We start from the raw sequence: 12,877 nt of genomic DNA on the forward strand, positions 1-12,877 counted from the left end.
TTTACATCGTATGTTCTGAACTTGGACATGCATAAACAAATATCCCGGCATTGCAAAAATTGGCACTTGTCCATCTTTTTTAAAAAAATCTGACCCCTCCTCGGGCCAGAATGGTATTTTTTAACGTAATTTCTTCATTTCATTTGACAGGAATTCTACATCCGTTCCCACAATGACCTGCAGACTGGTTTTGCTGAGCTTTATGACTCCTTTTGCTCCGAGCTGTTTTAATTGCCCCTCATCAACAAGTGACATATCAGTCACCCTTAAACGAAGGCGGGTTACACAATTATCGAGTTCTACAAGGTTCTCTTTCCCGCCTAAAGCCTGCATATAAGCGTCTGCTGCTTCAGCATATTTGCCCTTTATAGATGTATTCCCTTCAAACTCACCTTCAATTTCGTCTTCCCTTCCAGGTGTTTTCAAATCCAGTTTCCTGATCAGGTAATAGAAAATCACAAAATACAGCATAGCATACAGGAGACCTATCCCGGCCAGCAGAACCGGCTTCTGAGCAATGCCAAAGTTTAGAATGTAATCGAGGGCGCCCGCTGAGAATCCGAAACCATGATGAATATCCAGTACATAGGTAATGGACATAGCCACACCTGTCAAAGCAGCATGAATCAAATATAAAACCGGTGATAAGAACATAAACAGGAATTCAATCGGCTCTGTAATACCAGTCAGGAAGGAAGTAAATGCAAGTCCAGCCATTGCCCCTGCCACCGCTTTCCTTCTTTCCTTCTTTGCAGCCGCAACCATGGCCAGAGCAGCACCAGGCAGCCCAAACATCATAATTGGGAAAAATCCTGTCATAAAGATTCCAGCAGAAGGATCCTTTGCAAGGAAGCGCCATAAGTCTCCTTTAATAACATCCCCTGCTGCATTGGTAAACTCGCCGAACTCAAACCAGACGAGTGTGTTTAGTATATGATGGAGACCAACAGGAATTAAAAGACGGTTCAGGAATCCGAATACCCCAACACCTGCTGCCCCTGCCCCGATAATCCAATCGCCGACACTGTTTATGCCGGCCTGTACTGGTGGCCATACATACCCAAACAAAAATGCGATGACAATCATAGCAAGTGAGGTAATTATCGGTACAAATCGTTTTCCCCCAAAGAATCCAAGCCATTCCGGCAGCTTAATATCATGATATTTATTGTATAATAGCCCTGCAATAATACCGGAAATGATTCCGCCAAAAACACCCATATTTACCGTTTCGTTTATAGCCGCGGCACCTTCAGTCAGTACAAAATAACCCACTGCACCAGCAAGCGCAGCTGCCCCGCTTCCATCCTTAGAAAAACCGATGGCAATTCCAATGGCAAACAAAAGTGCCAAATGCCCAAAAACAGCATTCCCCGCTGCAGATATAAATGGAATCCCTAAAAGGTCATCCTGTCCCAGCCTCAATAAAAGTGCAGCAGCTGGCATAACTGCTATCGGGAGCATTAAAGACTTGCCAATTTTCTGTAAAAACCCCAACATTAATACACACCTCTTTCCCTATGGATTAATACATAATATGAACAGGCTTATTATTTCATTACCAGGCTCCAACAGTATTATGCAGGCTCGCCATGGAATAAAAAAAGAACCTGGCGCCAAACGCTGCCAGGTTCTTCCTGCGAATTTAATAAAGTAAATATTCTTTGCGTGTTTTGTTGAATTGCTTTAATTCTTTTTGCCATTTGGAGAAGATTTCATCAACATTCTTTCCTTCTTCTATGGCTTCACGGACCCAGCCATTGCCCATCAAGTTGTCAAAAAATGAAATTCCAGCACTGTTTTCTTCACGGAATTCGAAGTCTACCGGATACATATCATGGATCGCCTTCACGATGTGAAGTCCAGTCTCGACAGGCTTGAATGCTTCACGATCTGTCACATGAATCTGAATCCCATGAGAAAGCTGTCCTGCATGTTTAGAAAAGCTTGGTGTAAACGAAGCTGCTCTGAAGTTTACCCCAGGAAGATTAAGACTGTTCAAATGCCCAGCCAATTCATCAGCATTAATAAATGGAGCACCAATTAATTCAAACGGCTTAGTTGTTCCGCGTCCCTCAGAAACATTCGTTCCTTCAATTAATGCCGCACCGGGATATACTAATGCCGTTTCAAGCGTTGGCATATTAGGAGAAGGCATGACAAACGGAAGCCGTGTGTCATCGTAATACATATTGCGCTTCCATCCATTCATTTTGACAACAGTTAAATCTGCACCTATTTCAAAATCTTCATTAAACAATTCGGCCAGTTCACCTACCGTCATTCCATGGCGAAGCGGAATCGGGTAATTCCCCACAAAGGAGGAATACTTCATATCAAGCACCGGCCCTTCAACCTTTGTTCCACCTTGAGGATTAGGCCTGTCCAGCACGATGAAAGGGATATTGTTTTCTTTTGCTGCTTCCATGGCGTATGCCATTGTGTAAATATACGTGTAAAAACGTGTTCCGACATCCTGGATATCAAACAGAAGGACATCAATATTTTCAAGCATTTCAGCCGTAGGCTTTTTGGTTTTTCCATATAAGCTGTAAACAGGAAGCCCTGTCTTTTCATCGATATAATACTCAACATATTCACCTGCCTGCGCACTTCCGCGAACCCCATGCTCCGGTCCATATAATGCTGTTAACTCCACGTCCGGATCATTGTGCAGAATATCAACAATGCTGTTTAAATTCTGGTCGACCCCTGTCGGATTTGTAATCAGGCCAACCCGTTTTCCTTCAATAAGTTCTTTTTTATCATCCAAAAGAACTTCAACACCAAGCTCGAACTTCTTTTTCTTGCCTTTTCCTTTTCCATTGCCGTTATCTGCAAGCACTACAGTTAAAGAAGAGAGTACGAGAATCATTGTCAAAAAAGCCATAAACCATTTCTTCATTAGTTTTCTCCTCCCAGGTTAGGATAGGTACATGCCTGGAACAAAAGCGGCATGTACCCATCCTTTTTTTATGCCTCTTTCTAATAACTCAAACCATGCCCGAATTCATATAGGACAGTGTCATCTGGACCCGGAATAGTTACAGGCAATTTACCTGAAGGGTTAATCTGACCAAATAAAACGCCTGCTGCTGCATCAAAGCTGGCCGTTCTGAAGCCGTATTGTGCAATATAGGCATCAATTTCCGGATAGGCCATGATGTCATAAGGGTTACGGATGCCAACCGCAATAACCGGAGCTTCTGATTCAGCAATAATGGAATTAACCATCTTCATCTGTGCGCTGTCAGGTGAACGGCCCGACACATTAGAGGTATGTGAGCCCACAATAACCGCACTGGCATTCCTGATCTGCTGCTTCTGCTCTTCAGTTAATTCATAGCTTGAGGTCTGGATGACCGCTGTGTTTTTATGGAACTTGCCCACTGAGTTACTTAAATCTGTAATATACGTATTTCCGACAACGACAATATTATCTTCAGGAGATAATTGTAATGGCAAAGCATCTCCTTCATTTTTAACCAGGGTAATTGAACGTTCTGCTGCTTCTTTTTCTATTTGTTTATGTTCATCTGATCCAACTACTTCAAGTGCCTTTGCAATTTTTTCATCAATCGGCTGAGGCGTTTCTTCTTTCATAATTCCCCGCTTTATTTTCAGTGTTAAAATCCGTTGAACGGAGGATTCTATGCGTTTTTCAGAGATTTCTCCATTTTTAACAGCATCCAATAGCCCTTCTGCAACTTCTTTTAGGCCAACAGGCATTAGCACAATATCAGTTCCAGCTTTGACGGCACGAATGGCAGCATCAACTGGTCCAAAATGTTCAGCGATGGCATTCATATTCATTGCATCCGTTGTAATAACACCTTCATATCCCATTTCTTCACGCATAAGTTCTGTCAGCACTTTATGTGAAAGAGTGGCCGGAATTGCGATTTCTTCACCTGTTTTTTGTGAGATTGCTTTCGTATCATCAATCTTAGGGAAGGTAACATGTGCAGTCATGATAGCATCCACGCCTGCTTCCATCCCCTTTTGGAAAGGATACAATTCAACTTCTTTTAGACGTTCCTTATCATGAGGCACTTCAGGCAATCCCAGATGTGAGTCTACTGCTGTATCTCCATGCCCGGGAAAATGTTTTGCAGTAGCGGCAACACCTGCTGATTGCAATCCTTCAGTATAAGCAACGCCCATGTCAGCGACCAGCTGCGGGTCCTCTCCAAATGAACGAACGCCTATCACCGGATTGTCGGGGTTATTATTTACATCCATGACAGGTGCAAAATTCATATTAATGCCGAGTGAAGAGAGCTCCTCTCCAATCGCCTTGCCAACCTTGCGCGAAATCTCTTCAGAACGGGCAGCACCTAAAGCCATATTCCCAGGCATGTCAGTTCCTGATTGAAGACGGGTAACAATACCGCCTTCCTGGTCAATCGTCATCAATAAGCCAAATTTTTCTGCAGCTTTCTGATAATCTGAAACCAATGTGGCAGTCTGTTCAGTTGTCACCACATTTTCACGGAATAATATCACCCCTCCAAGATGATAATCTTTTACCAGCTTCTCTATTTCAGGAAGCATTTCTGTGACATTCTGTCCCTTCCAAGTGCGGAAATCCGGCATCAGCATCTGGCCTACCTTTTCTTCAATAGACATATATTTCACAGCCCGGCTAATAAGGTCATACCGTTTCCCATGCTCTTTAATCATTTTCACTTTAAAACCAGGCTTGCCTTTGCTGTTCTTTTTGCGGTCAGGTTTTATTTGTACTGCAATTCGGTCCTTATACACTCCATCAGTAACACTGATAAAGGTTTTTCCTGGCTTCCCCTTAAATGTGATAGTTCCTGACTGATCAACTGCTGCAACAGTTTTATTGGATGACATCCATTTCAGACCGTCTGTAACAGCCATGAAATGTCCCTCTTTAAAAACATGCAGTGCCTTTAATTGAAATGTATTCCCGCTGACTTCCAGGTCGGTCTCAGGCACATTCTGCATAAGTACTAAGTCCTTTGCATTGCTTTTTGCTGATGCTTTATTCAAGGTTCCTCCCATCCACAATTGCGAAACGGCAAGTGTAATTGTAAGAAGGAAAATAAACGTAACTTTGCTGACTTTACCCATTTCTCCAACGTCCTTCCTGCTTTTTCATATGAGTTTACTTTTTACTAAAAAATCAAATACTAATACTTTCTTTTTTCCCACCCGTTTCCTGTGAGGGCAGGCTTAACATTTTTGCCATTTGACAGCTGAAGTTTTACATTATCAACGTACCAGCCTCTGCCATTTACAGAGCTGTCTGTCTCGTATCGGAATCGAATATGCGATGTTCCTGCCGGAATAGCCAGCTTTTCCTTTTTCCAGTCGATGCTGCTGCCTGTATATGGCTGGGCTGCCTGTGTCCAATGGACGCCATCCTCTGAGACCTCTACAAAGGCCATATCCGCATTGGTTTCAGTTCTGTACCAGGTATCGAAGGACAGAACTGCCTCTTCTTTGAGATTGACTTTAGCGGTTAACTCATGCTGAATTTTATCTCCATAACCTGAGAACCAGGCATCTCCTTTCCCTGGAATCGCTACAGGAATGGAATCCGCCACCTGTCTGGCAAATGCACGCCTTGCAATATTCGTTGTAACAGTATTTCTTGAAGGATGGACACGATTCGTTAAGAGAATCGCAATCGTGCCATTATTTCGGTTTATGACGATCGAGGTTCCAGTGTACCCTGTATGCCCAAGCGAAGTCCCCTCTGATAATGCATCCATGAACCATCCCTGACCAAGCTCCCAGCCTAAGCCATGATCATTGCCTGGAAATTGAGGGATTTGATTTTGAATAAGCATTTTCACTGTCTCTTCTTTTAATATCCGCTTGCCGCCATAACGCCCGTCATTCACGTACATATGGGCAAGCCTTGCAAGGTCGGATGCAGTGGAAAAGACACCTGCATGTCCGGCGACACCATCAAGGGACCAAGCATTTTCATCATGAACTTCACCCCATACAAGTCCCCTGCCAATTGCAGGCTGATATTCAGTGGCTGCAATACGATGCTTCAAAGATTCAGGAGGGTTATACATCGTATCCTTCATTCCCAGCGGTTGAGTTATGCGTTTCTTTACAAACTCATCCAGACTTTGTCCAGAAAGGCGTTCGATCAGCGCACCGAGCGTAATCATATTCAAATCGCTGTATGTATACTCTTCACCCGGCTCATTGGCCAATGGATAATTAAAAACGATCTGCATGCGTTCCTCTCTGCTGCTACCTTGTGAATATAACGGAATCCATGCAGTAAAGCCTGAGGTATGGGTCATCAGCTGGCGTATTGTTACATTTTCCTTTCCGTTTTCGGCAAACTCGGGAATATATTCCGCAACAGGATCATCCAGCTGAAAACGGCCTTCATCATACAATATCATCGCAGCTGTTGTGGTAAAAATTTTACTGATTGAAGCCAGATCAAAAATGGTATCTTCGGTCATTTCAATTGGGTTTTGGGATTCAGTAAACTTATCATCTGTGTAGCGGTAGGAATATCCGTATGCATCATGCTTGACGATATGTCCGCGCCTTGCCACGAAAGTGACAGCACCAGGCATAACGCCTTCTGAAATCATCTCCTCCATTAATGGATCGATTTCATCCAGCGGCTGCTGAACCATCCCTGCTCCCATGGCAGAACCAGGATGTAGAATTGGAGAAATCGGCCCAGGACGATCCCATGAAAAAATGGGGTGAATTTTGTGTTTTACACCTTTATTGTTTTTCATTTCCATTGTTGGCTTGACTCCTTCTGAGCTTTGCGCAGATACAGGATATGCTGCAGGAATAAGGAGTGAAGTGCTAAGTGCGGCAGATAGCGCAACAAGCTTAGTTTTGTTTTTCATAGTGCCTCCTTTATTTTTATGAATTTTCAACAGCCTTTAACCTCCTTTATTTAATGAAAGGGTTTACATATTGTAAGATTAATAGAGTCTGCGTATAGTTGTCTATACCACATAAGTCCTGTTCTAGTTAAAACCTTCCATATAATGCAGAAAACCGCTAGTACTTTTTGACTGTTCTGAAAACTTATTAGGGATTTTCAAGTTTTGAGAAATACAAAGAAAGCAGAATCCACATTGGATTCTGCTTATCTTTGAAACTGTACATTATGAAGCCCTGCAAAGATCCCGTTCTTTTCGATCAGTTCATCATGTGTGCCTTCTTCAGCAATACCGTCTTCTGTAACAACCACAACTCTATCTGCATTGCGGATCGTGGCAAGCCTATGGGCTATCACAAGGGTCGTGCGGTTTACGGCAAGCTCGTTCAATGCCGTTTGTATAATTTGCTCTGTTTCAGTATCCAATGCCGAGGTTGCCTCATCCAGGATCAATATCGGCGGGTTTTTCAGGAACATTCTCGCAATCGCGATTCTTTGCTTTTGTCCGCCTGACAGCTTTAATCCCCGTTCTCCAATTTGTGTTTCATAACCATCCGGCAAAGATGCAATGAAGTCCTGCAGGTGAGCTTTTCCAGCCGCGTCTGCAATCTGCTCATCTGTTGCCCCAAGCATTCCGTAAGCAATATTCTCTTTAAGGGTACCCGTAAACAGGAAGACATCCTGCTGGACAATGCCAATCTGCGATCTCAGTGATTTTTTTGTCAAGTCCCTGATATCCATGCCATCAATCTTAATACTTCCGCTATTCACATCATAAAAGCGTGGAATCAATGAGCAAATCGTTGTCTTACCGGCTCCTGAAGGTCCAACAAAAGCTACTGTCTCACCTGCTTTTATTTGAAGGTCAATTCCCTCAAGCACCGATTTATGCTCGTCATAACTGAACGATACATTCTGGAAACGAATATCACCTCTTAAGGACTTAACCTCAATGGCATCTTTCGTATCCTTAATTTCCGGTTCAGTATCGATGATTTCTATAAACCGTTTGAAACCAGCCATTCCCTTTGGATACAATTCCATCAGGGCACTTATTTTATCAATCGGCTTTAAGAGCACATTCACATAGAGCACAAATCCGACCAATGCTCCGTATGAAAGCTGCCCGCTGAAGCTCAGCCAGGAACCGTATACAAGAACAATCATAGTAATTAATCTGGTCAGCATATAGACTCCGGAAGCACTGAAGCTCATTATCTTATAAGCTGCAAGCTTGGCAAGCCGGAATCTGCCATTGTTTTCTCTAAATCTTTTAATCTCGTAGCTTTCATTTGTAAAAGACTGAACCACACGCACTCCGGATACACTATCCTCAACCTGGGCGTTGACATCGGCAATTTCACCGTACATTCTTTTCCATGCTTTGTTCATTTTTATATTACAGAACGTTATCAGCAATACAAGAAACGGAAGAACAAGTATGGTTACAAGTGCGAGCTTTACATTGATTGTAAGCATGATCCAAAAGGCACCTGCAAACGTCATGACAGCAATAAATAAATCCTCCGGTCCATGGTGGGCAAGCTCTCCGATATCCATCAGATCATTTGTCACCCGGCTCATGATATGCCCTGTTTTCGTATTATCGAAGAAACGGAAAGACTGCCTTTGCACATGCTGAAAAAGCTGCTGCCGCATATCTGTTTCGATGTTGATGCCAAGCTTATGGCCCCAATAGTTAACAACAAACTGAAGAAGTGTGCTGGTCACATAAAGAGCAAGCAGGCCGGCACTCACAGAAACAATCATGGACCAATTCCCGCTTGGAAGCAGGCTGTCGATAAACCACTGAACAGCTAACGGAAATCCCAGTTCAAGTATGGCAACGAATACTGCCGAACTAAAATCAAGAATGAACAGGCGCTTATGTGGCTTATAGTAGCTAAAAAACCGTCGGATCATGTTATTCTCCCTTTTTCTGAAAAAATCAAATTTACTTGATTATAAATTCACCAGTAATATTTTACAAGAAAAACCTCATCTTGAACGAGTCCGGCTGCACCGCTTTAAAACACTTAAGTTAAAGCATCGGATGACATTCAACTCTTTGATCTAAACTGAACATTGCGGATCATTTGATTGATGACTTCTGAAATGACAAGTCCTACTGCGATGGCCCCGGATATCATGAATGCTTTTGCAGCTAGCTGTATGGCCATGTTGTAATCATTTTCAACAAAATTCCGCATAGCATTATAAGCAATCCCTCCCGGAACCAATGGAATGATGCCGGCAACACTGAAAATAATAATAGGTGTTTTATACATTCTGGCAAAAACCTGGCTGATCACAGCGATGGTAAAAGCAGCTATTAATGATGAAATGACAGCGTCATACTGCCAATTTACAAGGCCAATATAAACGAACCAGCCGACCATCCCTACAAAGCCGCATTTCAGCAGCGATTTTTTTGGAGCATTGAAAAGCACTCCGAACCCGGCTGATGCAATAAAGCTTGTAATCATATGAGTCAACATAAACATAGATATTTCCTCCGTTATTGCATTTAAAAAGTGAAGATCAGAGCAATCCCAGCACCAATGGCAAAAGCCGTTAAAAATGCTTCAGCCCCTTTTGACAGTCCTGATACCAGATGCCCGGCCATTAAATCCCTGACTGCATTTGTTATCAATAACCCCGGAACAAGCGGCATGACTGACCCAATGATGATCTTATCGAGCTCTGTCCCCACCCCTGAGTACACAAAGAAATAGGCAATAAGGCCAATTAATAATGAAGCAATAAATTCAGAGAAAAATTTGATCTGGACTACTCTATGTACGTATATAAATGATACAAACCCGAGACCGCCTGCAATCATTGCCGGAATAAAATCGTTCCAGCTTCCAAGGAACATAATTAAAAAGCAGCCGCTTGCAATCGACGCTGCAAGAACCTGCTGATAAACAGGAAAAGTATAGTCGGCACTTTCAATTTCCTTCAGCCTTGCCAAAGCTTCCTTCCCATTCAGCTCACCGCTGCTGATCCTGCGTGAAACTCCATTCACTAATGTCACTTTGTACAAATCCGTTGACCGTTCTGAAATCCGAATCAGCTTTGCCGGTTCAGTTCCATCTGTCGAGAATATGATCCCGGTTGGCGTCACATAGCTATGTGAATTCGGAATTCCCAGGGAGGCTGCTATCCTGGTCATTGTGTCCTCTACCCGATACGTTTCGGCACCGCCCTGGAGCATGATTTTCCCTGCAAGCAAGCATATCTCAATTACTTCTATTGTTGGAGGAAATTCTTTCTCCATTCTTTCACCTGCTTTATTTATCTAAAATAAAAACCTCTTATTATAGGGTTACATCTTAACGGAAATGATAAACGAAAGAAAGACTTTTTGTCTAAAATTTTGTATAAAAATGTTTGGCAGCTCCCGATTGCCTATTTTTTGAATAAAAAAGTGATTATTCCTTACAGAATAACCACTTTCCTATTATTTCTTCCATATTCCAAACTGAGCATTAAGCTGACCCTGAATCATTTTTGAACGTGATGCATGATCGTCTTTTTTCTTTTTCCTTTTTAATTCTGAGCGGATTTCCTCCGTTCGGACTCCCTCTTCTCTTTTGTTGGCTATGTCGATGAGCGTCTCTACATCGAGAAAAGAAAACTTCCTGCTTCCCCGTTTTGATCTTTCAGGGAAAATCAATTTCCTTTCTTCATAGTATCGAATCTGGCGTTCACTAAGTCCAGTCAGTTCACTGACCGTTCCAATCGAAATGACTTTTCTGGTTTTGTAGGATGTTTCTTTATCCAATTATGTCACCTCAATCTAACTAATTTATTTCATTATACTAATCTTTAAAACTTTTTCATTATTCCTGTCAGAAAATCTAACAAATAAGCAAAAACCATGTCAAGAAACTTAACATATTAACTGAATTGGCGGTAAATATTTTATAGAATAAAAAAAATTAAAGAAAAGAGGAGATAAGAAATGAAATATTTAAGAAAAGCCATTGAGAAAAAACGGCAATATCTAATCGATCTTCTGGTTAAATCAGGAAGCGAATATCGTCATTCTGAACCTGCTCTGCAAAAGCTGACCTTAACAGAACTTGAGGTTATATTTAAAAAACACAGCAAGCGAAGCCGTTATTGACCAGGGGGCCCTTATGGAAACAAAAAATACAATAGATTTGGCAAGAAGGATTATTGAACTCGATTTACTCCGGGATCAGCTGTGGGAAAGTTTAACGGCAGCAGCCGGTGATTATGCATATGAAATTTTGAGGAATGAACAGAATAGTTAGTAAAGGAACGCTTGAAGAGCGTTCTTTTTTATGTCTATGTTAAAGATTTGTAAACTTTTTATACTCCTCTTTTTTTCTCACATTTATTTTGGTATCATCTTATTATCGAAATTCGATATCGATTTTAGAAATCAATAAAGGAGGCATTTGCTTGGAAGATAAAATACTCCGGAAACTGTTCCTGGGGTTTATTCAAATCCATATTCTTCATCATGCAAAGGAGCACCCTGTATTCGGCACATGGATGGCTGAAGAACTGAAGGAGCACGGATACAGCATCAGTTACGGAACTTTATACCCCATCCTGCATTCTATGGAGTCGGACGGGCTCCTGCATCAGGAAAAGAAAAATGTTGAAGGCAGAATAAGAAAGTATTATACCGCAACAGAAAAAGGAATGGCGGTTTTGGAGGATGCTAGAAAAAAAGCTTTCGAGCTTTTTAAAGAAATTAAGGATTAAAGGAGATGCATATGAAAAAAAACAAAACCCATTTTAATACTTTACTGGAAATTTTAATGGTTTCTGGCAGACTTGGACTCACCTCCTTCGGGGGACCTGTCGCTCATCTCGGATATTTTCATGAAGAGTATGTCCGCAGAAGAAAATGGATGGATGAGAAAAGCTACGCAGACTTAGTTGCACTTTGTCAGTTCCTTCCAGGTCCAGCGAGCAGCCAGGTCGGGATTGGCATTGGTGTTATGAGGGCTGGAGCAGCTGGCGGCATCTTCGCATTTCTGGGTTTCACATTGCCATCGGTCATCGTTCTGATCATTTTCGCCATTCTTCTTCAAGGCATTAATCCGGCAGATGCCGGCTGGATCCATGGCCTTAAAATTGTCGCGGTGGCTGTAGTGGCTCATGCTATCCTGGGAATGGCACAAAAGCTTGTACCTGACCTTCCGCGAAAAACGCTGGCACTGCTCGCAATTATCGCCACCCTTTTATGGCAGACAGCCATTACCCAGGTTGCGGTCATCCTTGTCTCTGGCTTAATCGGATTTTTAATCTATAAAAAGCATAAGGATGACGATAATGCACCGATGGAGTTTCCTATCTCGAAAGGTTTTGCAATAAGCTGTTTAGTTTTGTTTTTTGGCCTTTTAATAGGACTTCCTCTTTTAAGGGAGCTAACCGGAGTGGAGTGGGTTGCTTTATTTGATAGCTTTTATCGTTCTGGATCTCTTGTTTTTGGCGGAGGGCATATTGTACTTCCATTGCTGGAACGTGAATTCGTCCCAGCAGGCTGGCTAAGTCAAGAAGCCTTTCTTGCCGGCTATGGTGCAGCTCAGGCAGTGCCGGGGCCATTATTTACTTTTGCTGCGTATCTTGGAGCAGTGATGAATGGCTGGCAGGGCGGTTTGCTTGCAACGGCCGCAATCTTTTTGCCTGCCTTTCTGCTTATCTTAGGAACACTTCCATTTTGGGACACACTTCGCCGCAATCCTAACATCAAGGGGGCATTAATGGGGGTGAATGCTGCAGTTGTCGGCATTTTAATCGCTGCCTTTTATCATCCCATTTGGACCAGCAGCATCTTGGAGCCGGCGGATTTTGCATTCGCCGCAATATTATTCAGCATGCTTGTTTATTGGAAACTGCCGCCTTGGGTTATTGTTGTGACAGGAGCCGTTGGCGGAACTGTATTAGGAGCTATATTCTAGAATAAGAAAAGCTGCCATATTGATT

At 42.5% G+C, this 12,877-nt stretch carries 12 protein-coding genes; 4 read left to right on the forward strand and 8 right to left on the reverse strand.

Annotation, left to right across the window (positions count from 1 at the left end):
- Positions 1-120: 120 nt before the first annotated feature.
- The 8 genes from nagE to AC6CHU_RS06140 form a co-directional block, all read right to left on the reverse strand.
- Positions 121-1,500, reverse strand: coding sequence for an N-acetylglucosamine-specific PTS transporter subunit IIBC (gene nagE / locus AC6CHU_RS06105; protein ID WP_498120738.1), 1,380 nt, complete (start codon positions 1,498-1,500; stop codon positions 121-123).
- A gap of 145 nt (positions 1,501-1,645) precedes the next feature.
- Positions 1,646-2,905: an exo-beta-N-acetylmuramidase NamZ family protein gene (locus tag AC6CHU_RS06110; RefSeq protein WP_498120739.1), complete on the reverse strand. Its 1,260-nt coding sequence runs from the start codon at positions 2,903-2,905 to the stop codon at positions 1,646-1,648.
- A gap of 80 nt (positions 2,906-2,985) precedes the next feature.
- Positions 2,986-5,100 carry a glycoside hydrolase family 3 protein gene (locus tag AC6CHU_RS06115; RefSeq protein WP_498120741.1) on the reverse strand — a complete coding sequence of 705 codons (2,115 nt, stop codon included), beginning with the start codon at positions 5,098-5,100 and terminating at the stop codon, positions 2,986-2,988.
- 59 nt (positions 5,101-5,159) lie between these two features.
- On the reverse strand, positions 5,160-6,869 hold the full coding sequence (locus tag AC6CHU_RS06120; RefSeq protein WP_498120743.1) for a serine hydrolase domain-containing protein: 1,710 nt from the start codon (positions 6,867-6,869) through the stop codon (positions 5,160-5,162).
- A 245-nt stretch (positions 6,870-7,114) separates the two neighbouring features.
- Positions 7,115-8,830 (reverse strand): ABC transporter ATP-binding protein, encoded by a 1,716-nt coding sequence (locus AC6CHU_RS06125; protein ID WP_159862814.1) that lies wholly within the window; start codon positions 8,828-8,830, stop codon positions 7,115-7,117.
- A 137-nt stretch (positions 8,831-8,967) separates the two neighbouring features.
- Positions 8,968-9,411, reverse strand: a complete 444-nt coding sequence (locus tag AC6CHU_RS06130) for a threonine/serine exporter family protein (RefSeq protein ID WP_159862813.1) — start codon at positions 9,409-9,411, stop codon at positions 8,968-8,970.
- 23 nt (positions 9,412-9,434) lie between these two features.
- Positions 9,435-10,187, reverse strand: coding sequence for a threonine/serine exporter family protein (locus AC6CHU_RS06135; protein WP_498120745.1), 753 nt, complete (start codon positions 10,185-10,187; stop codon positions 9,435-9,437).
- 183 nt (positions 10,188-10,370) lie between these two features.
- Positions 10,371-10,694 carry a MerR family transcriptional regulator gene (locus AC6CHU_RS06140; protein WP_159862811.1) on the reverse strand — a complete coding sequence of 108 codons (324 nt, stop codon included), beginning with the start codon at positions 10,692-10,694 and terminating at the stop codon, positions 10,371-10,373.
- A gap of 180 nt (positions 10,695-10,874) precedes the next feature.
- Here AC6CHU_RS06140 and fbpA point away from each other — a divergent pair, with 180 nt between their 5' ends.
- The 4 genes from fbpA to AC6CHU_RS06160 all read left to right on the forward strand — a co-directional run bounded on the left by fbpA (position 10,875) and on the right by AC6CHU_RS06160 (position 12,852).
- On the forward strand, positions 10,875-11,039 hold the full coding sequence (fbpA, locus tag AC6CHU_RS06145; protein ID WP_159862810.1) for a Fur-regulated basic protein FbpA: 165 nt from the start codon (positions 10,875-10,877) through the stop codon (positions 11,037-11,039).
- 13 nt (positions 11,040-11,052) lie between these two features.
- Positions 11,053-11,190 (forward strand): protein YkzB, encoded by a 138-nt coding sequence (ykzB, locus tag AC6CHU_RS06150; RefSeq protein ID WP_019381184.1) that lies wholly within the window; start codon positions 11,053-11,055, stop codon positions 11,188-11,190.
- Positions 11,191-11,341: 151 nt separating this feature from the next.
- A complete protein-coding gene (locus AC6CHU_RS06155; RefSeq protein ID WP_159862809.1) occupies positions 11,342-11,650 on the forward strand; it encodes a PadR family transcriptional regulator in 309 nt (102 codons plus the stop codon).
- Positions 11,651-11,655: 5 nt separating this feature from the next.
- Positions 11,656-12,852, forward strand: a complete 1,197-nt coding sequence (locus AC6CHU_RS06160; protein ID WP_498120748.1) for a chromate transporter — start codon at positions 11,656-11,658, stop codon at positions 12,850-12,852.
- Positions 12,853-12,877: the final 25 nt, after the last annotated feature.

The organism is Cytobacillus sp. GQ23 (genome assembly GCF_059758675.1).

Excerpts from the sequence above, each read along its gene's own strand:
- AC6CHU_RS06110 (WP_498120739.1), bottom strand. The coding sequence starts at position 2,905 with ATGAAGAAATGGTTTATGGCTTTTTTGACAATGATTCTCGTACTCTCT.
- AC6CHU_RS06120 (WP_498120743.1), bottom strand. The coding sequence starts at position 6,869 with ATGAAAAACAAAACTAAGCTTGTTGCGCTATCTGCCGCACTTAGCACT.
- nagE (WP_498120738.1), bottom strand. The coding sequence starts at position 1,500 with ATGTTGGGGTTTTTACAGAAAATTGGCAAGTCTTTAATGCTCCCGATA.
- ykzB (WP_019381184.1), top strand. The coding sequence starts at position 11,053 with ATGGAAACAAAAAATACAATAGATTTGGCAAGAAGGATTATTGAACTC.
- AC6CHU_RS06130 (WP_159862813.1), bottom strand. The coding sequence starts at position 9,411 with ATGTTTATGTTGACTCATATGATTACAAGCTTTATTGCATCAGCCGGG.
- AC6CHU_RS06160 (WP_498120748.1), top strand. The coding sequence starts at position 11,656 with ATGCATATGAAAAAAAACAAAACCCATTTTAATACTTTACTGGAAATT.
- AC6CHU_RS06135 (WP_498120745.1), bottom strand. The coding sequence starts at position 10,187 with ATGGAGAAAGAATTTCCTCCAACAATAGAAGTAATTGAGATATGCTTG.
- fbpA (WP_159862810.1), top strand. The coding sequence starts at position 10,875 with ATGAAATATTTAAGAAAAGCCATTGAGAAAAAACGGCAATATCTAATC.
- AC6CHU_RS06125 (WP_159862814.1), bottom strand. The coding sequence starts at position 8,830 with ATGATCCGACGGTTTTTTAGCTACTATAAGCCACATAAGCGCCTGTTC.
- AC6CHU_RS06115 (WP_498120741.1), bottom strand. The coding sequence starts at position 5,100 with ATGGGTAAAGTCAGCAAAGTTACGTTTATTTTCCTTCTTACAATTACA.